Here is a 23522-nt window from a genome sequence, read left to right as displayed (position 1 = left end):
TGCCGATCGCTACCATGGCTGAGGTTTTGTGCGCGGTGGCTTACCGGCGCACGAGTTTGCCCAATCGGGAAGGGAGTGGGTTGCCCCGTGGCGTCTGTCATTGACACCGTGGTGAACCTGGCAAAACGGCGAGGCTTGGTCTATCCGTCCGGCGAGATCTACGGCGGTACGAAGTCTGCGTGGGACTACGGTCCGCTGGGGGTCGAACTCAAGGAGAACATCAAACGGCAATGGTGGCGGTCGGTGGTTACCGGCCGCGACGACGTGGTCGGACTCGACTCGTCGATCATCCTGCCGCGCGAGGTCTGGGTGGCATCGGGCCACGTTGAGGTCTTCCACGATCCACTGGTGGAGTCGCTGATCACCCACAAGCGATACCGGGCCGACCATCTCATCGAGGCCTACGAGGCAAAACACGGTCAGCCGCCGCCGAACGGGCTCGCTGACATTCGCGATCCCGAAACCGGCGAGCCCGGCCAGTGGACCGAACCACGCGAATTCAACATGATGCTCAAGACCTACCTCGGCCCCATCGAAACCGAGGAGGGGTTGCATTACTTGCGTCCGGAAACGGCGCAGGGCATCTTCGTCAACTTCGCCAACGTGCTGACCACGTCGCGTAAGAAGCCGCCGTTTGGCATCGGTCAGATCGGCAAGAGCTTCCGCAACGAGATCACCCCGGGCAACTTCATCTTCCGCACCCGCGAGTTCGAACAGATGGAGATGGAGTTCTTCGTCGAGCCGTCCACGGCCAAGGAATGGCATCAGTACTGGATCGACACCAGATTGCAGTGGTACGTCGACCTCGGCATTGATGCCGAGAACCTGCGGCTATTCGAACACCCCAAGGAGAAGTTGTCGCACTACTCCGACCGCACTGTCGACATCGAATACAAGTTCGGCTTCGTCGGCAATCCATGGGGAGAGCTGGAGGGTGTCGCCAACCGGACCGACTTCGACTTGTCCACCCACTCCAAGCATTCCGGTACCGAACTGTCGTTCTACGACCAGGTCGAAGACGTTCGCTACACGCCCTACGTCATCGAGCCGGCAGCGGGGCTGACCCGTTCGTTCATGGCATTCCTGATCGACGCCTACACCGAGGACGAAGCTCCGAACGCCAAGGGCGGGGTCGACAAGAGAACCGTGCTGCGGCTGGACCCGAGGCTGGCGCCGGTCAAGGCAGCGGTGCTGCCGTTGTCACGGCACGCCGACCTGAGCCCCAAGGCGCGGGATTTGGCCGCCGAGCTGCGCAAGTACTGGAACATCGATTTCGACGATGCCGGTGCCATTGGGCGACGCTACCGGCGCCAAGACGAGATCGGCACCCCGTTCTGTGTGACGGTGGATTTCGACTCCCTCGAGGACGACGCCGTCACCGTGCGTGAGCGTGATGCCATGACCCAGGAGCGGATCGGGATCGCCAAGGTCGCCGACTACCTGGCGCCGCGTCTGAAGGGCTGCTAGACGTCGGGTCGGTCGGTGCTGTCGCCGGTTTGGTGTGCTTGCCGGCGCACCCGCGGCGGGAGTCTCGGCACCCGGTTGGGTGTTCTATCTGCCATCGCCCCTCGATGGCACGTCGGGCCGGCTGTCACCCCGGGATCGTGACCTGACGCGCGGCCCGGTGGGTGCCCAGGGCTCCGGCGTTGTTGATTAGCAGGCTTGTGAGCTGGGGAATTGTGGATTGAGGAGGTCTAGGCGGCGGTTGGCGGTCAAAGCGGTGATCCGGCAGGCTTCGGCGATGTTGTCGGCGCCGTTGAGGCGGTGCAGATTGATCGCGGTGTTGCGTAGCGTTGCTAGGACCTGTGCGCCGTTTCCGGTATGTGCCCTTTGACGGTCTTCGTCGAAGGTGACGTCGCGTATCCAGTGCAGGCTGTTCTCGATTCCCCAGTGTTGACGCATCCAGGTCATGATCGCGGTAGGGCGGGCGTGCTCGAACGGCAGGCTGCAGATGGCATAGACCACCTCCACGCTGCGCTGGTCGGTGGCGGTGATCAAGCGTTCACGAGTGATCCGGATGATTTGTTTTGCGTAGGGGAAGCCGATTCCTCGTGCAGCGGTGATGATTTGCGGGGTGCGGGTCTCGACACGGCCGTGGCCGCGGGAGTCGTCGGTAGCGGCTGTGGGCACCTCGGCCCAGGGCAGCGCGGTGATACGCGCAAGTATTTTGGCTTGGTTGGGCTTGACGATCATCAGGTAGTGCGACTTCAAGGTGGCGCAGATCAACTTCGCGGTGACGACCTGGGTATGCATCGCATCCACGGTGACCAGCCACCGCAAGCTACCCGGCAGCAGCGTGAGCAGGGCACGTACGCAGGGAATTTCATTGCTTTTCTCGGCGACAGCGAGTTGACCGAGCACCAATCGGGCACGGTGGGCGAACACCGACACGAGATGCGTGGCTGTCGCTTTGGCGCGTAAAGCACCACGCAGCATCTTGCCGTCCAACGCGATCGGCACCAATCCACTGGGGTCGCGGCTGGCCACGTGTGCAGTGAAGTAACTGCCCATCCTGGCGTTGAGGTCGGCGGGGTCTAGCCGAGACAAAACAGCGCGGAAGGTCTTCTCACTGGGCCGCCGGAACCGGACCCCTAATTGGGCCAACACATCATCGGGAGCGGTGGCCGCCCATGTGGCAAAACCAGCATAGCCGCGCATCCCCGCGGCAGTGGCCAGAACCGCGATCGCCAACAAAGCCATCAGCGAATACCTCCGACCGCGTGGGTCCCTCGGGTCTGGCACCGAGGCCAACACATCGAGAAACTCCGATCCGATGAGCTCGCTGCGCTCACCAGGACTCCAGCGGTCGAACACCTCTGGAACCGACGACACAGGCAATACTGAAACGGTAGGCACGGGCAACTCCAGACCAACGACGAACAGTAACCAACTCGATCGTTCTCCAGATAGCCCGTGCCTACACTCCGGCCCCAATAGCGCGGCACCAAAGATCATCAACCCAGCTCACAAGCCTGCTAATCAACAACGCCGGAGCCCTGGTTACGAAACCCTTATCGATGATTGATTTTCCGATCACGACCGGATTACTCGAGCCGCGAATCTTTTCTGGCTTGAGAATAAGATCCTAGTTGCTCTATTTTGTCGATACTCATGTGGATGAGAGACCCCTGAACAGGGGAAACGCTGTGTTGGTGGGGCCGGGGTGGGTCGAGAAATGGCTCTATGAGGGATCGATTAGGAATGTGAGACTAGATAAATTTTTGTCGTGACGCCTTTTAAAAAATATCGTTCCGCAGTTAGTGGCTATCGCTGCGCCGAACGGCCCGCGGGCGCCGATGCCACCGTGGCCCGCCGGCCTGCGCTCGGGGGATCAACTCCGTCATCCTTCGAAGGATCGCCGGGCCTTGTGGTTGTTGGTAGCTGGTTGCCGATGATCGACGGCGCGACCCCGGCGGTGGTTTTGGCGGCATTTGAATGCAATTCAGGCGACCCGTGAGTTGCCCGAAATCTGTCAAAACCCGCCGCATTGTGCTGCCGAAGCGAACGGCGAATATTGTTGTCGGTAACCAAAACCCAGAACGACACGCCGGTCGGCGTGCCGCTGTTGATCGCCTCCGTAACTATACCGTGATCTGGAGTGTTTTCAGGGAGGCAGATTAGGTGAGCGGCAACCCGTTCCGAGGAATGTCGCGCCGGGAGTTCATCGCCAAGATGACGGGCGCTGGTGCCGCGGCATTGCTGATGGACTATGCGGGGCCGGTCATCGAAAAGGCATATGGGGCCGGGCCCTGCTCAGGTCAGCTGACTGACATCGAGCACATCGTGCTGTTGATGCAGGAGAACCGGTCATTTGACCATTACTTTGGCACCCTCTCCAGCATTCGGGGTTTCAGCGACCCATCGCCGACGTTTCAGCAAAAAGGTTGGAATCCCAGGACGCAGGCGCTGGACCCAGTAGGGACCACCATTCCGTTCCGGCTCGACACCACCCGCGGCCCTTTCTTGGACGGCGAGTGTGTCAACGACCCGGAGCACCAATGGACCGCAATGCATCTCTCGTGGAACGGCGGCGCCAACGACAACTGGTTGCCCGCTCAGGCGAATACCCGCACGGGGCCGTACGTCCCGATGACAATGGGCTACTACACGCGCCAAGACATACCGATCCACCATTTGCTGGCAGATACGTTCACAATCTGCGACGGCTACCACTGCTCGCTGTTGACCGGCACTTTGCCCAACAGGCTGTACTGGATGAGCGCCTGGAATGACCCGGCTGGCACCAACGGAGGGCCTCAGCTCGTAGAACCCGGCTTTCTGCCGCTGCATCAATACAGCTGGCGCATCATGCCGGAGAACCTCGAGGACGCCGGCGTGAGTTGGAAGGTGTACCAGAACAAAGACGCGGGGCGCTTCATCAATACCCCGATCAGCAACAATGGCCTGGTCCAGGCTTTCAAGCAGTCCGGTGATCCGCGGTCGAACCTGGCCAGGTACGGCATCGCGCCGGGCTACCCGGTGGACTTCGCCGCCGATGTCAAGGCCAACAGACTGCCGAAGGTTTCTTGGTTGGTGCCGAACTTCCTGCAGTCCGAACATCCCGCACTTCCGGTCGCGCTGGGCGCTGTGGCCATGGTGACGGCGCTGCGGATCCTGCTGTCCAATCCCGCGGTGTGGGAGAAGACGGCCCTGATCATCAGTTATGACGAGAATGGTGGCTTTTTCGATCACGTGACCCCGCCGACTGCGCCCCCCGGGACGCCCGGGGAATGGGTAACGGTGCCGGACATCAATTCAGTCCCGGGGTCGGGAGGAATCCGCGGACCGCTGGGGCTGGGCTTCCGAGTGCCCTGCATTGTTGTGTCGCCGTTCAGCCGCGGGGGCTTGATGGTCCATGACATCTTCGATCACACCTCGCAGCTGAAGTTGATCAGCAAACGATTCGACGTGCCAGTGCCCAACCTGACCGCGTGGCGAGATGGCGTGGTCGGCGACATGACCTCAACGTTCAACTTCGCAACCCCGCCAAATCCGTCGCGGCCCAATTTGAGTCACCCGCTTCTGGCGGCGGTGCCAAAACTCCCGCAATGTATCCCGAACGTGGTGCTGGGAACCTCGGATGGAACTTGCCCTGCCATCCCATATCGAGTGCCCTATCCTCAGTCGATGCCCGGCCAGGAAAGCACCCCGGTGCGTGGGATTCCCAGCGGATTGTGTGTGTGACCAGAGCGCACTGAGGGGATCGCGGTACCGACGACACCCGGCGCGTCCTGATGGTGCGCTGCGGGTTCGCCCTGGTCGGCGTGATCCGGCGAAGTTCTGTGGATTCGATTGGCGGACAATGAAATTAGCCGCTACCGGCGCAGTCGCGTCATCGGTCGGTCCGATGTCTGAAAATGCTTATGCGGCAGGGGCGATTCGCGAGAACCCGTCATTTCCACAGCGGCGGCGGGGATAACACGCGCGCAAGATTGCGGCGCCATACAACGGTTGGGCCCGGTTCACGCATACGCGCGCTATTGGACATGGCAACAATCCCCGGATCACACGCCGGTCGGCATTTGTCGCCTCTGGGCGTCCTCAACATAAGGTGACCCACGACACGCCAAGGAGTGCGCATGGTGAGCCGAGACGCGTTCGCCGGAATGTCACGTCGAGAATTTATGGCTAAGGCCACCGGGGTTGGCGCTTTTCTCACAGACTGGGCAGGGCTCCGGCGTTGTTGATTAGCAGGCTTGTGAGCTGGGTTGATGATCTTTGGTGCCGCGCTATTGGGGCCGGAGTGTAGGCACGGGCTATCTGGAGAACGATCGAGTTGGTTACTGTTCGTCGTTGGTCTGGAGTTGCCCGTGCCTACCGTTTCAGTATTGCGTGTGTCGTCGGTTCCAGAGGTGTTCGACTGCTGGAGTCCTGGTGAGCGCAGCGAGCTCATCGGATCGGAGTTTCTCGATGTGTTGGCCTCGGTGCCAGACCCGAGGGACCCACGCGGTCGGAGGTATTCGCTGGTGGCTTTGTTGGCGATCGCGGTTCTGGCCACTGCCGCGGGGATGCGCGGCTATGCTGGTTTTGCCACATGGGCGGCCACCGCTCCCGATGATGTGTTGGCCCAATTAGGGGTCCGGTTCCGGCGGCCCAGTGAGAAGACCTTCCGCGCTGTTTTGTCTCGGCTAGACCCCGCCGACCTCAACGCCAGGATGGGCAGTTACTTCACTGCACACGTGGCCAGCAGCGACCCCAGTGGATTGGTGCCGATCGCGTTGGACGGCAAGATGCTGCGTGGTGCTTTACGCGCCAAAGCGGCAGCCACGCATCTCGTGTCGGTGTTCGCCCACCGTGCCCGATTGGTGCTCGGTCAACTCGCTGTCGCCGAGAAAAGCAATGAAATTCCCTGCGTACGTGCCCTGCTCACGCTGCTGCCGGGTAGCTTGCGGTGGCTGGTCACCGTGGATGCGATGCATACCCAGGTCGTCACCGCGAAGTTGATCTGCGCCACCTTGAAGTCGCACTACCTGATGATCGTCAAGTCCAACCAAGCCAAAATATTTGCGCGTATCACCGCGCTGCCCTGGGCCGAGGTGCCCACAGCCGCTACCGACGACTCCCGCGGCCACGGCCGTGTCGAGACCCGCACCCCGCAAATCATCACCGCTGCACGAGGAATCGGCTTCCCCTACGCAAAACAAATCATCCGGATCACTCGTGAACGCTTGATCACCGCCACCGACCAGCGCAGCGTGGAGGTGGTCTATGCCATCTGCAGCCTGCCGTTCGAGCACGCCCGCCCTACCGCGATCATGACCTGGATGCGTCAACACTGGGGAATCGAGAACAGCCTGCACTGGATACGCGACGTCACCTTCGACGAAGACCGTCAAAGGGCACATACCGGAAACGGCGCACAGGTCCTAGCAACGCTACGCAACACCGCGATCAATCTGCACCGCCTCAACGGCGCCGACAACATCGCCGAAGCCTGCCGGATCACCGCTTTGACCGCCAACCGCCGCCTAGACCTCCTCAATCCACAATTCCCCAGCTCACAAGCCTGCTAATCAACAACGCCGGAGCCCTGACAGACTGGGCCGCTCCGGTGATTGAAAAGGCTTATGCGGCCGGTCCGTGCTCCGGACATCTGACCGATATTGAGCACATCGTGTTGTGTCTTCAGGAAAACCGGTCTTTTGACCACTATTTCGGCTCGCTCTCGAGTGTGGACGGGTTCGACACCCCAACGTCGTTGTTTCAGCAGAAGGGTTGGGACCCGCGGACGCAATCGGTCGATCCGGCCGGTACCACGGTGCCCTACCGCATCGATACGACCCGGGGGCCCAACGGAGTTGGCGAGTGCGTCAACGATCCCGATCACCAGTGGATCGCCGCCCACCTGTCTTGGAATGGGGGCGGCAACGACGGCTGGTTGGCCGCGCAGGCCAGGACGCGGTCGCAAGCCAATACACCGGTGGTAATGGGTTATTACGCACGCCCGGACATGCCCATCCATTACCTGCTCGCCGACACCTTCACGATATGCGACCAGTACCACTCGTCGCTGTTGGGCGGGACAATGCCCAATCGGCTGTACTGGATCAGTGGAACCGTCAATCCTGACGGTGACAAAGGCGGCCCTCAAATCGTCGAGCCGACTATTCAGCCGAAGTTGACATTCAGCTGGCGTCTGATGCCAGAGAATCTCAGCGATGCCGGTGTCAGCTGGAAGGTCTACAACAGCAAGTTACTCGGCGGGCTCAACGACACATCGCTGAGCCGCAACGGATATGTGGGCATCTTCAAGCAGGCGGGAGACCCGCGGTCGGATCTGGCCCGCTACGGCATTGCACCGCGTTATCCCGCCGACTTTGTGCTCGACATCATGAACAACCGGTTGCCGCAGGTGTCGTGGGTCGTCCCCCTGACCGTCGAGTCCGAGCATCCCTCGTTCCCGGTCGCGGTCGGTGCGGTCACCATCGTCAACCTGATCCGGGCCTTGCTGCGAAACCCGGCCGTGTGGGAGAAGACCGCGCTGATCATTGCCTACGACGAACACGGCGGCTTTTTCGACCATGTGACGCCGCCGACGCCGCCGGAGGGTACGCCCGGTGAATGGATCCCCCCAACGGTCGACATCAACACGGTCGACGGGTCCGGCGGTATCCGCGGGCCGATTGGGCTGGGCTATCGAGTGCCTTGCTTTGTCATTTCTCCCTACAGCCGCGGCGGGCTGCTGGCTCACGAGCGGTTCGACCACACCTCGCAGCTGCAGCTGATCGGCAAGCGATTCGGGGTGCCGGTTCCCAACCTGACCCCATGGCGGGCCAGCGTGACCGGGGACATGACTTCTGCATTCAATTTCGCTGTCCCGCCCAACCCCTCGCAGCCCAACCTCGACCATCCGGCCAAACAACTGCCGAAGCTGATCAACTGCGTACCGAATGCGGTGTTGGGATTTCTTAACGAAGGGCTTCCGTATCGGGTGCCTTATCCCCAGACGACGCCCACGCAGGAGTCCGGACCGGTGCGTGGCGTCCCCAGCGGCATCTGTTAGTCGCTGAATATTTGCCTATGCCAAAGGAAGCCCACCGCCATCGCAGCCGAGCGGCATGGGGCCCACGCGGCGCTGGTCGAGGCGCAGGTCGAGCCGGCGCCGGCCAGACCGTCGTGAGCCGTTCGCTGTGCAAGTTGCACATCGAGCGGCGTCCGTCTGGGCCCCCAGAAAATTCGATCAATCGGGGCATATGGCCCGCGATATTGGCTTACGATGCGGGTGCTTGGTGGTTTGTGTTTCGCCATTGAGAGTTGGGGTCTTGAGATCGGCACTGGAAGGGGACAGCGTGCTATTGCCTCTTGGTCCGCCCTTGCCACCTGATGCTGTGGCGGCTAAACGGGGTGAGTCGGGGCTGCTCTGCGGCTTGTCGGTTCCGCTCAGCTGGGGTACGGCCGTTCCGCCGGATGACTACGACCATTGGGCGCCGGAGCCTGAAGAGGGCGCCGAGGCCGTGGTCGAAGAAAACGTGGATGCGGCAGCTGCCGGTACCGACGAGTGGGACGAGTGGGCGGAATGGAGGGAGTGGGAGGCAGCAAATGCCGAACCTCATTTCGAGATGCCCCGTACCAGCAGCGTGATACCGAATTCGCCGGCGGCCGGTTGAGAGAGAGGGGGAAGACAGTCATTCCTTCACGATTGATTGGCGGCTTGGGGATCCCGCAGTTGGCAATACCAACAATCAATCTGCATGAGTAATCCCAGGTAACTGAGTCGAGAGAATTAGGAGACAGGCAAGATGGCAACACGCTTTATGACCGACCCGCACGCTATGCGGGACATGGCGGGCCGTTTCGAAATGCACGCCCAGACGGTTGAGGACGAGGCCCGCAAGATGTGGGCGTCCTCGCAGAACATCGCCGGCGCGGGCTGGAGCGGTATGGCTTCGGCAACCTCGCTGGACACCATGGGTCAGATGAACACCGCTTTCCGCAACATCGTCAACATGCTGCACGGCGTGCGTGACGGTCTCGTTCGCGACGCGAACAACTACGAGCAGCAAGAGCAGGCCTCGCAGCAGGTCCTCCGCGGCTAACGTCCACCGCAGCGAAAGCTGTTGCAGCCAAACACTTTTACAAGCTAAGGAGAACAGGTTCAATGACAATTAACTACCAGTTCGGCGATGTCGACGCCCACGGCGCCCTCATCCGCGCACAGGCCGCTTCGTTGGAGGCCGAGCACCAGGCCATCGTTCGCGATGTGCTGGCCGCCGGCGACTTCTGGGGTGGCGCCGGTTCGGTGGCTTGCCAGGAGTTCATCACCCAGTTGGGTCGCAACTTCCAGGTGATCTACGAGCAGGCCAACTCGCACGGCCAGAAGGTTCAGGCCGCCGGCAACAACATGGCGCAAACGGACAGCGCCGTCGGTTCCAGCTGGGCCTGATAGGTCTGGAGAAGTTTCGGTTCGCGGCGGCGCACCGCTGGCCGGTGCGCCCGCCCTACCGAAAATGTGCACGTCCATGTACGGGTACCCGGTGCCCGCACGTGGACGTGCGCATTTTTGTGCCTGATGTTCCCTGTGCCTAATTGTTCCCGTTGTCCGCAACACGCCGAGACGGTCGAGACGGTTGCGTTGGCTGGGGGCGTGGGCGCTAGAACCGCCCGCCGCCGCCCAGGAAGCCGCCGCCGGATGAGTCGCCGGACGAGCCCGAGGAGCCGCCGAACGAGGTGGGGCTCCACCCGCCGAAACCACCGCGCATGCCTCCGCTGAGGAGGTCGCCGATGATGATGCCGCCAAGGACTGCGCCGGTATTGCTGCCGCCCTGGCGCGTGTAGGCGCGCTGGGCGGCCTGCACGTCGGAATTGGCCAGCGACTGCGCGTTCGCGGCCAGCGTCGAGGCCGCGTTGGCCTGGGCGATCGCTTCGGTCGGATTGGTCGATCGGTAGCTCTGTGCGGCGTCGAGTCGACGTCCGGCCTCGGCCAGCCGGGTCCTGGCTTCCGGCCCGATACTGCCGCGACGGGTATCGATGTAGTCCGAGACCGCGCGTATCCGCGACTCGGCCGTGAACAGTGCCTGTTCAAGTGAACGTCTGAGGTGTTCGGCGTTTGCCTGCTCCTGGGCGATGGCGGCCAGGAGTCGATCGAGATCGGCGTCTGCCGTGGTGAGCTGGGCAAATGCACTCAGTGGATCCGCGGCGCCGGTGACGCGAGCGTTATCGACGGCCCGAGCGGCCGCATCGCGGGCCGCGATCAGCTCTGCTGCGTAGGCCGATTTGTTGGCCGGTGACTTCTGCAATTGCTCGTTGGCGTGCTGGATGCCCGCCTGAATGTCAGCCAGCACCGACGGCATGGTGGCAACCGCATGTCTGATGTCGCCGGCCGCGCTGTCCACCGCGTCGAGCAGCGAACGAGCCTGACCGAGCGCGGACTCGGCGGCACGTACCGCATCCACCAAACCCGTCTGTTGGCCGCTGACTGCCTTTGCGGACAACTCACGTGCCGAGCTGATGTTGCTATCGGCGAAAGCCAGCAGTTCGTGGGCGGAGGTGACATTGGCGGAGATCGAACTCAGCGCGGTGGCCCCGAACTCGTCGTGCAGCTCGACCAGTCGCTGTTCGGTCGGGGCAATGCGGGTGGTGAGTTCGATGTATTGCTGGGTGAGCAGGTCCAGCCGGGCCGGTGCGTTGATCACCAAGTCACGCAGCTTTTCGAAGGCTTCGGTCTGGGACTCCAGTTCGCGGTCGGCGTTGGCGGCCGAAACGATCACCCGGGTTAGTAGGTCACGCCGCTGCGCGGGTGTCTCGGGGGTGCTGTCGTCAAGCTGCTGACGCACGCTAAACGCTTGGGATAGCGCAGCTTTGGCGTTGCGTACCGCCTGGGAAAACGGCGCGGTCCGTTGTTCGCCGAACTCGTCGATCGCCACGGCGAGCTCATTGGAACTGGTGCGCACGGCGTTGTCGACATCGACCACCATTGACCGGGACAGTTCGTCGAGGACGTCCAACGGCACCGCGGCGAGAGCCCGGGCATCGGTGGGGTCGACCCACCGTGCCGCAGCCAGTGCGTTGGTGCGCCGCCGGCTTGCGCGGTAGCGCATCACAATCCAGAAGATCGCGACGGCTACGGCGAGGACGCTCAGGACGACGAGCAGCGGTATTCCGCCGGACGGGCGTGGCGATTTGTTGAGTCCGTCCGCCGCGGCGACGGCAGCGCCGGCCCAGTCGCCGTCGCGCAGTTTGGGCTCGATCTTGTTGCGGCGCAGACTTTCGACCTGGCTGGAGGTGATCCCGTCCACGGTGGACGGCACCAGGAACGCGTAGGAGCGGGCGACGGTGGCCACGGCCAGTATCGCGTCGTAGTCACCCAGCTCGCTGGTTTGCATGGTGCGCTGCGCCCAGTTCGTGGCGCTCTGCCCGGAGAAATCGTCGACGTAGACCACCCAGAGCCGCACATGTAGCTCGGTGTAGAGCTGGTTGACGGCGGTTGTCACCTTCGCGCGACCCGAACTGGTGAGCGCGTCAGCGTTGTCGGTGACATAGCTCGCCAGCCGGAATGGCGGTTGTGCGCCGGAAGGCGGCGCCAACAGCAGCCCGGTGGTGAAGATCATCAAGATCACGCCAAGTAGGCGGGGGATGCGCATAGCCTAATTTAGCCTGGCGAGCACACAGTCTCATCGAAGCAAGGCTTTGCATGTCCGGGCGATTCGCCGCCGGAGGCAAACAGTGTCGGCGCGAGCGCCGGCCGTGGGTCCCGGCGGCGATCTGCCTGGCAGACTGTGGGGCGGTGAGCACAAAGCAACAGGAGCCGTATGGCGACTTCGACCGCCAAAGGCGCGTGGTCGAAGCGCCCAAGACCGCGGGTCTGCCGGGCACCGAAGGTCAACATCGCACCGACTTCGCCCGCGACCGCGCTCGAGTGTTGCACTGTGCTGCGCTGCGCAGGCTTGCCGACAAGACCCAGGTCGTCGGACCGCGCGAAGGCGATACGCCCCGCACCCGGTTGACCCACTCACTGGAAGTGGCCCAGATCGGGCGGGGCATGGCGATCGGCCTGGGCTGCGACTTGGACCTGGTCGAATTGGCGGGTCTGGCCCACGACATCGGGCACCCGCCCTACGGGCACAACGGTGAACGGGCGCTGGACGAAGTCGCCACCGGATGCGGTGGCTTTGAGGGAAACGCGCAAAACTTCCGCATTCTGACCAGCCTCGAGCCGAAAGTTCTTGATGAACACGGCCTTAGCGTGGGTCTGAACCTGACCCGGGCAGCACTGGACGCGGTCACCAAATATCCCTGGCCACGTGGCCGCGCGCGGCGCAAGTTCGGTTTCTACGACCAAGATCTGCAACCAGCGCTTTGGGTTCGGCAGGGGGCGCCGCAGCGCCGGCCGTGCCTGGAAGCCCAGGTGATGGACTGGGCCGATGATGTCGCCTATTCGGTGCACGACGTCGAGGACGGTGTCGTCTCCGAACGCATCGATCTGCGGGTGCTTGCCGACCATGACGAGGCGGCGGCGCTGGCCAAGCTGGGGGAGAGCGAATTCTCGCGGGTCAGTGCCGACGAATTGATGGAGGCTGCCGGTCGGCTGTCGGGGCTTCCCGTCGTCGCGGCGGTAGGCAAGTACGACGCGATGTTAGCGGCCTCGGTCGCGCTGAAGCAGTTGACCAGCGAGCTGGTGGGCCGGTTCGCGTCCGCCGCGATCGCGACTACCCGGGCCGCGGCCGGGCCGGGGCCGCTGGTGCGTTACCAGGCGGATCTGCACGTGCCCGAGTTGGTGCGAGCCGAGGTCGCGGTGCTGAAAATACTGGCGCTGCAGTTCATCATGTCCGATCCGCGGCATCTCGAGACTCAGGCCCGGCAACGCGAACGAATCCACCGGGTGGCGCAGCTGCTGTATGCGGGGGCGCCGCGCACGCTCGATCCGATCTTTGCCGCGGCATTCAATGCCGCCGGGGACGACGGCGCTCGGATGCGGGTCGTCGTCGATCAGATCGCCTCCTACACCGAGGGCCGCTTGGAACGTATCGACGCCGCGCAGCTGGGCGATGGGAGGGTCGGGTAAGCGGCCTGATGGCGTAGCTGTGCACGCTTTAGACTGAGCCGATGTCGGGTCCGGCGGGTACTAGAGATGCGGGTCGTCCCGGTTCGGGAGGCCGGTCGCGGATTTCTGATCGTGACATCGCCGCCATCCGCGAAGGCGCCCGCATCGAGGATGTCGTCGGCGACTACGTCCAGCTCCGACGCGCCGGCGCCGACTCACTCAAGGGTCTGTGCCCGTTTCACAACGAAAAGTCGCCGTCGTTTCATGTGCGACCCAATCACGGCCACTTCCATTGCTTCGGCTGCGGTGAGGGCGGCGACGTGTACGCGTTCGTGCAGAAGATCGAACACGTCAGCTTCGTCGAGGCGGTGGAACTGCTCGCCGACCGGATCGGTCACACGATCAGCTACACCGGCGCGGCCACCAGTGTGCAGCGTGATCGCGGCAGCCGCAGCAGGCTGATTGCCGCCAATGCGGCCGCCGCGGCGTTTTACGCCGAGGCCCTCGAGTCCCCCGAGGCGGCACTGGCCCGTAAGTACCTGACCGAGCGCAGTTTTGACGCTGCGGCCGCCCACCACTTCGGCTGCGGCTTTGCGTCGTCGGGGTGGGACTCTTTGACAAAGCATTTGCAGCGCAAGGGCTTTGAGTTCAAGGAACTGGAGGCGGCCGGGTTGTCCCGGCAGGGGCGACGTGGCCCGATCGACCGGTTTCACCGGCGCCTGCTGTGGCCCATCCGCTCCTCGGCCGGTGAGGTGATCGGGTTCGGGGCGCGGAGGTTGTTCGATGACGACCCGATGGACGCCAAGTACGTCAACACCCCCGAGACGCTGTTGTACAAGAAGTCCTCGGTGCTGTTCGGAATCGACCTGGCCAAGCGCGATATCGCCAGGGGGCATCAGGCCGTGGTGGTCGAGGGCTACACCGACGTGATGGCCATGCATCTGGCCGGTGTCACCACGGCTGTGGCATCCTGCGGCACCGCGTTCGGCGACGAGCACTTGGCGATGCTGCGCCGGCTGATGATGGACGACAGCTTCTTTCGGGGCGAGCTGATCTATGTCTTCGACGGTGACGAAGCGGGCCGTGCCGCCGCGCTCAAGGCCTTCGACGGTGAACAGAATTTGGCCGGTCAGTCCTTTGTCGCGGTCGCCCCGGACGGGATGGACCCTTGTGACCTGCGGTTGGCCTCGGGCGATACCGCCCTGCGTGACTTGGTGGCCCGACGGACCCCGTTGTTCGAGTTCGCGATCCGCACCGCCCTCGCCGAGTCGGACCTGGAGAGCGCCGAGGGCCGGGTGGGCGCGTTACGCCGCTGCGTACCGATGGTGGGTCAGATCAAAGACCCCACGCTGCGCGACGAGTACGCCCGGCAGTTGGCCGGTTGGGTCGGTTGGGACGATGTGGCTCAAGTCATCGACCGGGTGCGTGGCGAAGCGAAGAACGCCACCAGACCGAACCGGGGTGGTGCCGCGACCAAGACACCTCGTCGCGTCGCTCACGAGTCCACTGACACGGGCTCTGCCGAGCCGGCCGCCGCTCGCCCCGACCCGCGTGATCCGACGCTGTGGCCGCAGCGTGAGGCGCTCAAATCGGCGCTGCAGTACCCGGCGCTGGCCGGGCCGGTCTTCGACACCCTGACCGTCGAGAGTTTCACCCACCCCGGGTACGCCGCGGTGCGAGCAGCCATTGACGCGGCGGGCGGCACGGCGACCGGGGTCACCGGGGCGCAATGGATGGACATGGTGCGCCAACAGACCACTTCACCGTTGACCTCAGGGCTGATCAGTGAATTGACGGTAGAGACGATCCAGGTTGATGAGGAGAAACTGCCCCGCTACATCGGTGGTGTCCTGGCCCGGCTGCAGGAGGTCTGGATGGGCCGGCAGATCGCCGAGGTGAAATCCAAGCTCCAGCGGATGTCACCGATTGAACAAGGCGACGAGTATCACGCGCTGTTTGGCGACCTGGTCGCTATGGAGGCCTATCGACGCAGCCTGTTGGAACAGGCCAGCGGCGATGACCTCACCGCGTGAGACGGGGCGTCAGGTCAGGGTGCGGCCTTGGGTTGGCGTTCAACGACGACCGTTTGCGTGTCGATCTCGGTCAACGTGACGAACCCGGAATCGGGGGAGACGCGGTTGGCGATCTTGCGGCGTCCGGCGTCGATCACCGTTTTGGCGGCGGGGCTGCCGGTAAGCGCGCGATAGGTGCCGGCGATCTGCTCGTAACGGCGGCGCCCGGCCTTCGCGCCCAACACGTAACCCAGTCCCAGCAGGGCGACATACCCGATCAATGCTGTCCCTCCGACTAACGGTGCGGTTGCTTCTATCCTGCCTCACGGGCACGGCGGTGCGCTCGCCCGATCCCTCCAGCCGGGTGCGCGGCGCCGAAAAAACGACGATCGGGTGGGTATCTGGTCCCTCTGATAGTTGGGCGCAGGTCTACCAGTACGCTAGAGTCGTCCCGCGATCTGCGCCACCGTTCGCATGGACCGGTTAGTCCCCTGTAGCTCAATTGGCAGAGCATTCGGCTGTTAACCGAAGGGTTGGAGGTTCGAGTCCTCCCGGGGGAGCCAAGATAGTTAGACGGGTCGCTTGATCGATTGACCGGCATTCCGCGGACATCGCCGCTACCCGTTAACCCGCTGCGATAATTACCGCTCAGGCAATGGGTGCCCGGCGAAGGCGGGCGACCAGTGGGTAGAGCTGGCAGCCCAGGCAGATACCGAATGCCGCGTTGAGGAAGGCCGCGAACAACGCCAACGAGGTCGCGACGACGCCCCACAGCGGTACCCCGAGGGCAAAGCCGACGACGCCGGCGGCGGCGAAAACCAGTCCGACCAATTGGGCGAACCGCAGTGGCGGCACCGGCTCGAGTTCCCGCGCCGGTCCAAGTCGCGCAGCGGCGAGTTTGGCGAACAGGAATCCATAGGGGCTGCGGCGTGGACCCCGCAGCGCGGTGACGGCGAAGACCATGGTCTGGACGCCCAGGATCACCGCTGCGGCCCGGGTGCTGGAGATGGAGACGACCAGGGTGAGGATCAGGACCATCGTGGTGATCCACGCGGCAAATCGCGGGCCTCGTACATCCACTTGACTTGGATGGCTGGGCATCTGGCCGCTCCTGTCCGGCGGTGGCGGTTAGGTGAGCAAGGGGATCAGCGTTGCCCGCAGGTCAGCTACCTTCGGGACACCCGCGGTGCGGTATCGCTGCCGCCCGTCGGTGTCGAAGATGAAGGTAGTGGGTAAGGAGAGCACAGACAGCCGTTTCGCCGCGACCGGATTCGCGTCGATGTCGACCTCCACGTGTGCCACATCGGGTAGCTCCTCGCATACCTGATCGACCACGCGGCGCACCGCGGCGCAGGGGCCACACCAATTGGCGCTGAAGTGCATGACGGTGGGCCTGGTTTCAGATAGGCCAAGATCCGAGGTGTCCTGGTGCGCGCGGTCGGTCGAGGGGCCGGTTTCACGCAACACTCCCGCGCGGCGATTGACCGTCAGCCCGATCGCCGATGCCCCGGTCAGGGCCGCGACGATCGCGGAGGCGGCTATCAAAGTGGTGCTCATCGGCCAATCCTCAGATCGAGAAGTCTTCGCCGTGCCACACCCCGGCCTCCGGCGGCCGGATCACCCGCGCGTTGGGCGGGCGGTCGTCGACCTGCGCCTCCAACCTGGCCACCCTGGTCAGCAGCGACTGCAGGCTGACCCCCACCAGATCGGGTAGTAGCGAGTCGTCGTCTCCAGACGGCCCCTGGCGGCTGATGACCTGTCCGGGCACCCCCACCACCACCGCACTCGACGGGACTTCTTTGACGACGACGGAGTTGGCGCCGACGCGGCTGTCGTCGCCGATCTTGATCGGGCCCAGGATCTTGGCGCCCGCGCCGATGATCACCCGGTCGCCGAGAGTGGGATGGCGTTTGCCGACGTCGGTGCCGGTGCCGCCGAGGGTGACACCGTGGTACAGCGTGACGTCGTCGCCCACCTCTGCGGTCTCACCGATGACAACCCCGGTCGCGTGATCGATGAACAGCCCGCCACCGAGTACGGCCCCGGGGTGGATATCGACACCGGTCAGGATGCGATTGATCTCGCCCAGCGCGCGCGCCACCAGACGGGCGTTACGACGCCACAACCAGTGGCTGATCCGGTGTCCCCACACCGCGTGCACGCCCGGGTAGCAGAAGATGACCTCCAGCGTGGTGGGCCGGGCCGGATCACGCTGTCTGGCGGCCTGGATGTCGCGTCGTATCTGGGTCAGCATGGTCACTCGCTCAGATCCGCGAACAACACCGTGCTCAGATATCGCTCGCCAAAGTCGGGTAGGACGACGACGATGAGTTTCCCGGCGTTCTCCGGCCGGTGGGCTAGCTCGCGCGCCGCCCACACGGCCGCGCCCGACGAGATGCCGACCAGCAGTCCTTCTTCGGTTGCCATCCGTCGGGCCAGCTCGAGGGCATCGTCGTTGCCGACGGTTATCACCTCGTCGACCAGGGCGAGGTCGAGCACCGGGGGCACGAATCCCGCACCGATGCCCTGGATCGGGTGCGGTCCCTTCTGTCCACCGGACAGCGCCGGGGACGCCGCCGGTTCCACGGCAACAAACTGGGCCGAAGGCCTGCGCTGCTTGATGACCTGGGCAACTCCGGTGATTGTGCCGCCCGTCCCGACTCCGGATACGAAGATGTCGACCTTGCCGTCGGTGTCGCGCCACACTTCTTCTGCGGTCGTGACGGCGTGGACCGCCGGATTCGCCGGATTTTCGAATTGCTGGGGGATGAAGTATCGGTCGTCGGTCTTGGCCAGCTCCTCGGCTTTGGCGATGGCGCCCGCCATGCCCTCCGCGCCGGGGGTGAGGACGAGCTCGGCGCCGTAGGCGCGCAACAGCATGCGCCGCTCGATGCTCATCGTGTCCGGCATCGTCAGCACGCACTTGTAGCCGCGTGCGGCGGACACCATGGCCAGCGCGATGCCGGTGTTGCCGCTGGTCGGTTCGAGGATGATGGTGTCGGGTTTGATCAGACCGGCTTTCTCGGCCGCATCGATCATCGCGACCCCGATGCGGTCTTTGATGCTTCCGGCTGGATTGAACGATTCCAGTTTGGCGACGACATCGGCCGCTGCGCCGTCGGTGACCCGCCGCAGCCGGACCAGCGGCGTACCCCCAATCAGCTGGGTGATGTTTTCTGCGATGGTCATTGGCAGTCTCCGTCGGTGTCGGCGCCGCCCGCGGCGGCCACCCGGATGCGGTCGAACTCGGTTGTGGTGGGAGCAGGAGTCGTTGGCCAAACTGGGAGTCGGTGCGTGGCGCCGGCGGCCGCCTCGGTACCGGGGCGCCCGACGCGGCCAGTGCCGCTGAGGCTCAGGGGGATTGGCGCCCGTGGTTGGTCCGAGAAAGCGGAGCCGGAAGCGGTGGTGGGCTGGTCGAGTTCGCCGACGTCCGGGCCGGTACAAGTGCGCGGGTTAACGGCGGGAAACGCTGAGATGTCCTGCCGGACAACGCCGTTGCCCGGCTTTACCGCCACTCGCGCGGCGGCCGGGCTGATCAGATGGTGGTAGCGCGGTGTCCGGTCCGCCCGGGCTTTGCGGTTGGGTACGGATAACACAGTCATAGCGGGGTTGGTCTTCCTGAAGACTTTGGTCAGCTTGCGTCACAATCCATGAGGCGACAGAGGCGACGATTACTGGACGGTCAGAACGCGTCAGGAATCAACAGCAACAACAACAGTCCACGGCGGGGCAGCGCGTGAGGACAAAGCTCAGCTGTGCGGCCTGTTGCATGGCTCTACTATAAGGCATGCGGGTATTCCGCCTGTTCGGACGGCAGGGCCCGGCATGCGCGTCGAGTGGGCTTGGCTGCTGGCTCGTGCCGGTTCACGGCTGCGGGGCGGGTCTGGAGCGGTAGCGCGATCGCCGACACTAGTCGTATTCGGGCAGCCACATGGTTTCGCGAATGGCCTGACCTACGTCAGCATGGATTCTGGTGGCCACGTTGTCTGCGACGGCTGCTTGGTACACGGCCGCCGCGACCGTTCTCGAAATCCCCCGCAGGTTCTGGACATCCGGCAGCAGGGAATCCCCGGTCGTTGTCGGACTCGCCTGGTGCGCAGGGGCTTTCGCTGCCGCTCGCAGCATGCCCTGGGTCAACAACCGGGCCCCGGCCACGATCACGCCCAGCCCTATGCCGGGGAACACCAGCACGTTGTTGGCCTGGCCGATCGTGTAGGCGATGTCGTGGTATTCGACGGGTGCGACCGGGGTGCCGGTGGTAACCAACGCCTTTCCTCCCGACCACGCCAGCACGTCGGCGGACATGGCCTCCATCCGCGAGGTCGGATTGGACAGCGGAAAGATCATCGGGCGATCGCACGATTGCATCATCGCCTCGACCACCTCTTGGTTGAATGCGCCGGAGACGGTCGAGGATCCGAGCAGGACGGTCGGTGCGGCGAGCTTGATCGCGTCGACCAGGCCCACCCGATCCGAGGCGCCGACGCCTAGCCGGGCCCGGTTCTTGGCGTAGGGCACCTGGAACTCGCGCAGGTCAGCCATGTCGTCGAACAACAGGCCTTGTTTATCGACGGCCCAGATCTGCGACGTTGCCTGCTCGACGGTGGCGCCATCGGCGACCATCGCGTCACGGATCTGGTCGGCGACTCCAACCCCGGCGGTACCGGCGCCGAAGACAATCACCGTGTTGTCGCGCACCGGGACTCCGGTGACATGGGATCCGCCGTCAATGGCCGCCACCACCACCGCGCCGGTGCCCTGTACGTCATCGTTGAACACGCAGTAGTCCGCACCGTATGTCCGCAGGATCATCCGCGCGTTGGTCGGCCCGAAGTCCTCGAAGTGCAGCATCGCGCGGGGGAACAGCCGGTGGGCGATCTCGATGTAGCGCTTGATGAACTGGTCGTATTCCTCGCCGCGGCGCCGGGCATGGCGATTACCCAGATAGAACGGGTCCTGCAACAGCTGTTCGTTGTCGGTACCGACATCGAGTGACACCGCCAGACTGCGGCGAGGGTCGATGCCGCCGCCCGCGGTGTACAGGGCCAACTTGCCCACCGCGATCTGGATGCCCCCGACGCCCCAGTCTCCGATGCCAAGGATGGCTTCGGCGTCGGTGCAGACGATCAGGTCGACGTCGTCGGGACCCAGACCGAACGTTTCGAAGGCAGCAGCGATCTCATCGGGCTCATCGATGCTCAGAAACAATCCCCGTTGACTACGGTATTCATCCGAGAAGCGTTGGATGGCCTCTCCGACGGTGGGCGTGTACACCACCGGCATGAGCTCGACCAGGTGCTCGGTCAGCACTTTGTAGTACAGCAGTTCGTGGCGATAGTGCAGCTGCTCCAGGAGCAGATTGCGGCCCAGGTCAGTGGCCAGGCTTTGCAGCTGATGCCATACGCGTTCGGACTGTTGGTCCAGGGTGAGCACGGCGGCGGGCAGTCGGCCGGTCAGGCCCAGTGCTCGACGTTGCTCGTGGGTAAAGCCGACGCCGCGATTGAGACTTGGTGTGGACAACGCATCCGGAAACCGAGGCACCCGGGCATCGCTCATCGATAGCCTCCATCCGTGACTTGACGAGTTAAGCCACGGTAACGCCCCGCGGCGGCCCCGGGAAGATGATCGGCGCCTGCGCGTTTCTGCCGGCTGTTTCCCGGCGGACTGGTCGGGCTTCCGGTATCGCATACCGCTGTCGCTGAGGCGTTTTCGGCGTTGTCGGCCCGGACGCCGCGCTGGCCAAGCCGCGCCCTGGGCGCACGCTACGGGTGGGTTTGGGGAGCCCGGCCGGGACCATGGTGAATGATCTCTCGCCGCAATCGGGCATAAGGAAGCTGCCGGCACATATTTATTCACGCCAAGTTACAAATTCGCGGACACCGACGGTTATCGAAGCTTACAGTTCACCGCAGATCGTTGCCGAAATTCACGCAATCGGGACGCGCTCCCAATGCCTGATGAACGGGGCCGGTATGAACCGCACTCAGCTCCTCACCATCTTTGCCACCGGGCTTGGCCTATTCATGATCTTCCTTGACGCGTTCATCGTGAATGTGGCGCTACCGGACATCCAAAATACCTTTGGAGTGGGGGAGGACGGCCTGCAATGGGTGGTGGCGGCATACAGCCTCGGCATGGCGGTCTTCATCATGTCGGCCGCCACGCTTGCCGACCGCTACGGCCGCCGTCGCTGGTACCTGATGGGTATCGTCTTGTTCACGCTGGGATCGATCGCCTGCGGTTTGGCGCCCTCGATCGCGATGCTCACCGCTGCGCGGGGGGTTCAGGGTTTCGGTGCGGCAACGGTCAGCGTCACTTCACTGGCACTGGTGAGCGCCGCATTTCCCAACCCGAAGGAGAAAGCGCGAGCGATCGGGATCTGGACCGCGGTCGCCAGCGTGGGCACCGCTACTGGCCCGACGCTGGGCGGTCTGCTGGTGGATACGTGGGGGTGGCGGAGCATCTTCTACGTGAACGTGCCCATGGGGGTGTTCGTCATTCTGCTCACCGTCGGATTTGTGGCGGAGTCGCGCAACGCCCGGGCCGGCCGGTTGGATCTGTCTGGTCAGGCGCTGTTCATCGTCACCGTGGGAGCCTTTGTTTATGCCGTAATTGAGGGCCCCCAGATCGGCTGGACATCGCCGCTGATCCTTACTCTGCTCATCAGGGCTCCGGCGTTGTTGATTAGCAGGCTTGTGAGCTGGGTTGATGATCTTTGGTGCCGCGCTATTGGGGCCGGAGTGTAGGCACGGGCTATCTGGAGAACGATCGAGTTGGTTACTGTTCGTCGTTGGTCTGGAGTTGCCCGTGCCTACCGTTTCAGTATTGCCTGTGTCGTCGGTTCCAGAGGTGTTCGACCGCTGGAGTCCTGGTGAGCGCAGCGAGCTCATCGGATCGGAGTTTCTCGATGTGTTGGCCTCGGTGCCAGACCCGAGGGACCCACGCGGTCGGAGGTATTCGCTGATGGCTTTGTTGGCGATTGCGGTTCTGGCCACTGCCGCGGGGATGCGCGGCTATGCTGGTTTTGCCACATGGGCGGCCACCGCTCCCGATGATGTGTTGGCCCAATTAGGGGTCCGGTTCCGGCGGCCCAGTGAGAAGACCTTCCGCGCTGTTTTGTCTCGGCTAGACCCCGCCGACCTCAACGCCAGGATAGGCAGTTACTTCACTGCACACGTGGCCAGCAGCGACCCCAGTGGATTGGTGCCGATCGCGTTGGACGGCAAGATGCTGCGTGGTGCTTTACGCGCCAAAGCGACAGCCACGCATCTCGTGTCGGTGTTCGCCCACCGTGCCCGATTGGTGCTCGGTCAACTCGCTGTCGCCGAGAAAAGCAATGAAATTCCCTGCGTACGCGCCCTGCTCACGCTGCTGCCGGGTAGCTTGCGGTGGCTGGTCACCGTGGATGCGATGCATACCCAGGTCGTCACCGCGAAGTTGATCTGCGCCACCTTGAAGTCGCACTACCTGATGATCGTCAAGCCCAACCAAGCCAAAATATTTGCGCGTATCACCGCGCTGCCCTGGGCCGAGGTGCCCGCAGCCGCTACCGACGACTCCCGCGGCCACGGCCGTGTCGAGACCCGCACCCTGCAAATCATCACCGCTGCACGAGGAATCGGCTTCCCCTACGCAAAACAAATCATCCGGATCACTCGTGAACGCTTGATCACCGCCACCGACCAGCGCAGCGTGGAGGTGGTCTATGCCATCTGCAGCCTGCCGTTCGAGCACGCCCGCCCTACCGCGATCATGACCTGGATGCGTCAACACTGGGGAATCGAGAACAGCCTGCACTGGATACGCGACGTCACCTTCGACGAAGACCGTCAAAGGGCACATACCGGAAACGGCGCACAGGTCCTAGCAACGCTACGCAACACCGCGATCAATCTGCACCGCCTCAACGGCGCCGACAACATCGCCGAAGCCTGCCGGATCACCGCTTTGACCGCCAACCGCCGCCTAGACCTCCTCAATCCACAATCCCCCAGCTCACAAGCCTGCTAATCAACAACGCCGGAGCCCTG

19 protein-coding genes, 1 tRNA gene and 1 pseudogene are annotated in these 23522 nt (G+C 63.7%); 12 read left to right on the top strand and 9 right to left on the bottom strand.

Translation table 11 applies throughout. From position 1 onward, the window contains the following. Positions 1-75 precede the first annotated feature (75 nt). On the top strand, positions 76-1467 hold the full coding sequence (locus MPSD_RS18440) for a glycine--tRNA ligase (RefSeq protein ID WP_012395286.1): 1392 nt from the start codon (positions 76-78) through the stop codon (positions 1465-1467). Between the two features lie 186 nt (positions 1468-1653). Here the strand turns inward: MPSD_RS18440 and MPSD_RS18435 are convergent, their stop codons facing one another. Then, positions 1654-2856: an ISAs1-like element IS2404/ISMul1 family transposase gene (locus MPSD_RS18435; protein WP_420811943.1), complete on the bottom strand. Its 1203-nt coding sequence runs from the start codon at positions 2854-2856 to the stop codon at positions 1654-1656. Positions 2857-3645: 789 nt separating this feature from the next. On the opposite strand from MPSD_RS18435, the gene MPSD_RS18425 reads away from it, so the two are divergent. The 6 genes from MPSD_RS18425 to MPSD_RS18395 all read left to right on the top strand — a co-directional run bounded on the left by MPSD_RS18425 (position 3646) and on the right by MPSD_RS18395 (position 9883). Continuing rightward, complete coding sequence (locus MPSD_RS18425) at positions 3646-5184, top strand: phospholipase C (protein ID WP_086085906.1); 1539 nt, start codon at positions 3646-3648, stop codon at positions 5182-5184. Between the two features lie 626 nt (positions 5185-5810). Beyond that, on the top strand, positions 5811-7013 hold the full coding sequence (locus MPSD_RS18415) for an ISAs1-like element IS2404/ISMul1 family transposase (protein WP_420811942.1): 1203 nt from the start codon (positions 5811-5813) through the stop codon (positions 7011-7013). Then, positions 6989-8503: a phospholipase C gene (locus MPSD_RS18410; protein WP_086085779.1), complete on the top strand. Its 1515-nt coding sequence runs from the start codon at positions 6989-6991 to the stop codon at positions 8501-8503. Before MPSD_RS18415 ends, MPSD_RS18410 begins: the two co-directional genes overlap by 25 nt. Positions 8504-8789: 286 nt before the next feature. Beyond that, positions 8790-9107: a hypothetical protein gene (locus MPSD_RS18405; RefSeq protein ID WP_012395276.1), complete on the top strand. Its 318-nt coding sequence runs from the start codon at positions 8790-8792 to the stop codon at positions 9105-9107. A 132-nt stretch (positions 9108-9239) separates the two neighbouring features. Then, positions 9240-9536 (top strand): type VII secretion system effector EsxM, encoded by a 297-nt coding sequence (gene esxM / locus MPSD_RS18400; RefSeq protein WP_011739602.1) that lies wholly within the window; start codon positions 9240-9242, stop codon positions 9534-9536. A gap of 62 nt (positions 9537-9598) precedes the next feature. Continuing rightward, entirely contained in the window at positions 9599-9883 is a 285-nt protein-coding gene (locus tag MPSD_RS18395) for a WXG100 family type VII secretion target (protein ID WP_011740938.1), read from the top strand. A gap of 208 nt (positions 9884-10091) precedes the next feature. On the opposite strand, the gene MPSD_RS18390 is transcribed toward MPSD_RS18395, so the two are convergent. Beyond that, positions 10092-12080 carry a TPM domain-containing protein gene (locus MPSD_RS18390; RefSeq protein ID WP_020786799.1) on the bottom strand — a complete coding sequence of 663 codons (1989 nt, stop codon included), beginning with the start codon at positions 12078-12080 and terminating at the stop codon, positions 10092-10094. A 143-nt stretch (positions 12081-12223) separates the two neighbouring features. On the opposite strand from MPSD_RS18390, the gene MPSD_RS18385 reads away from it, so the two are divergent. Both MPSD_RS18385 and dnaG read left to right on the top strand, forming a co-directional pair. After that, positions 12224-13501: a deoxyguanosinetriphosphate triphosphohydrolase gene (locus MPSD_RS18385; protein WP_020786800.1), complete on the top strand. Its 1278-nt coding sequence runs from the start codon at positions 12224-12226 to the stop codon at positions 13499-13501. 41 nt (positions 13502-13542) lie between these two features. After that, positions 13543-15513, top strand: coding sequence for a DNA primase (gene dnaG / locus MPSD_RS18380; RefSeq protein WP_020786801.1), 1971 nt, complete (start codon positions 13543-13545; stop codon positions 15511-15513). A gap of 14 nt (positions 15514-15527) precedes the next feature. Here dnaG and MPSD_RS18375 read toward each other — a convergent pair whose 3' ends face one another. Further along, a complete protein-coding gene (locus tag MPSD_RS18375; protein WP_011739606.1) occupies positions 15528-15773 on the bottom strand; it encodes a hypothetical protein in 246 nt (81 codons plus the stop codon). Between the two features lie 206 nt (positions 15774-15979). On the opposite strand from MPSD_RS18375, the gene MPSD_RS18370 reads away from it, so the two are divergent. Further along, a tRNA-Asn gene (locus MPSD_RS18370) sits at positions 15980-16055 on the top strand. 85 nt (positions 16056-16140) lie between these two features. Here MPSD_RS18370 and MPSD_RS18365 read toward each other — a convergent pair. The 6 genes from MPSD_RS18365 to MPSD_RS18340 all read right to left on the bottom strand — a co-directional run bounded on the left by MPSD_RS18365 (position 16141) and on the right by MPSD_RS18340 (position 21048). Then, positions 16141-16593, bottom strand: coding sequence for a DUF4395 domain-containing protein (locus MPSD_RS18365; RefSeq protein WP_012395272.1), 453 nt, complete (start codon positions 16591-16593; stop codon positions 16141-16143). Between the two features lie 27 nt (positions 16594-16620). After that, on the bottom strand, positions 16621-17049 hold the full coding sequence (locus MPSD_RS18360) for a thioredoxin family protein (protein WP_015356455.1): 429 nt from the start codon (positions 17047-17049) through the stop codon (positions 16621-16623). Positions 17050-17059: 10 nt separating this feature from the next. Further along, positions 17060-17746: a serine O-acetyltransferase gene (cysE, locus tag MPSD_RS18355; RefSeq protein ID WP_015356454.1), complete on the bottom strand. Its 687-nt coding sequence runs from the start codon at positions 17744-17746 to the stop codon at positions 17060-17062. A 2-nt stretch (positions 17747-17748) separates the two neighbouring features. Then, complete coding sequence (gene cysK, locus MPSD_RS18350; RefSeq protein WP_020786802.1) at positions 17749-18681, bottom strand: cysteine synthase A; 933 nt, start codon at positions 18679-18681, stop codon at positions 17749-17751. Then, positions 18678-19094 (bottom strand): hypothetical protein, encoded by a 417-nt coding sequence (locus MPSD_RS29580; protein ID WP_015356452.1) that lies wholly within the window; start codon positions 19092-19094, stop codon positions 18678-18680. Before MPSD_RS29580 ends, cysK begins: the two co-directional genes overlap by 4 nt. Before the next feature lie 307 nt (positions 19095-19401). After that, the gene (locus tag MPSD_RS18340; protein WP_086085778.1) at positions 19402-21048 is read right to left on the bottom strand and encodes an NAD-dependent malic enzyme; all 1647 of its coding nucleotides are present in this window, start codon (positions 21046-21048) and stop codon (positions 19402-19404) included. A 416-nt stretch (positions 21049-21464) separates the two neighbouring features. Between MPSD_RS18340 and MPSD_RS18335 the strand changes: the two are divergent. Beyond that, positions 21465-22202, top strand: a pseudogene (locus MPSD_RS18335) (MFS transporter); the annotation flags it as partial. A gap of 97 nt (positions 22203-22299) precedes the next feature. After that, positions 22300-23502, top strand: a complete 1203-nt coding sequence (locus tag MPSD_RS18325; RefSeq protein WP_420811941.1) for an ISAs1-like element IS2404/ISMul1 family transposase — start codon at positions 22300-22302, stop codon at positions 23500-23502. Positions 23503-23522: the final 20 nt, after the last annotated feature.

The organism is Mycobacterium pseudoshottsii JCM 15466 (assembly GCF_003584745.1).
GTDB classification, from domain to species: domain Bacteria; phylum Actinomycetota; class Actinomycetes; order Mycobacteriales; family Mycobacteriaceae; genus Mycobacterium; species Mycobacterium marinum.
This window is presented reverse-complemented; position numbering and strand designations above follow the sequence as displayed.

Coding starts and splice junctions, on each gene's coding strand:
- MPSD_RS18425 (WP_086085906.1), top strand. CDS start 3,646: ATGTCGCGCCGGGAGTTCATCGCCAAGATGACGGGCGCTGGTGCCGCG.
- esxM (WP_011739602.1), top strand. CDS start 9,240: ATGGCAACACGCTTTATGACCGACCCGCACGCTATGCGGGACATGGCG.
- MPSD_RS18395 (WP_011740938.1), top strand. CDS start 9,599: ATGACAATTAACTACCAGTTCGGCGATGTCGACGCCCACGGCGCCCTC.
- MPSD_RS18390 (WP_020786799.1), bottom strand. CDS start 12,080: ATGCGCATCCCCCGCCTACTTGGCGTGATCTTGATGATCTTCACCACC.
- dnaG (WP_020786801.1), top strand. CDS start 13,543: ATGTCGGGTCCGGCGGGTACTAGAGATGCGGGTCGTCCCGGTTCGGGA.
- MPSD_RS18365 (WP_012395272.1), bottom strand. CDS start 16,593: ATGCCCAGCCATCCAAGTCAAGTGGATGTACGAGGCCCGCGATTTGCC.
- MPSD_RS18360 (WP_015356455.1), bottom strand. CDS start 17,049: ATGAGCACCACTTTGATAGCCGCCTCCGCGATCGTCGCGGCCCTGACC.
- cysE (WP_015356454.1), bottom strand. CDS start 17,746: ATGCTGACCCAGATACGACGCGACATCCAGGCCGCCAGACAGCGTGAT.
- cysK (WP_020786802.1), bottom strand. CDS start 18,681: ATGACCATCGCAGAAAACATCACCCAGCTGATTGGGGGTACGCCGCTG.
- MPSD_RS29580 (WP_015356452.1), bottom strand. CDS start 19,094: ATGACTGTGTTATCCGTACCCAACCGCAAAGCCCGGGCGGACCGGACA.
- MPSD_RS18340 (WP_086085778.1), bottom strand. CDS start 21,048: ATGAGCGATGCCCGGGTGCCTCGGTTTCCGGATGCGTTGTCCACACCA.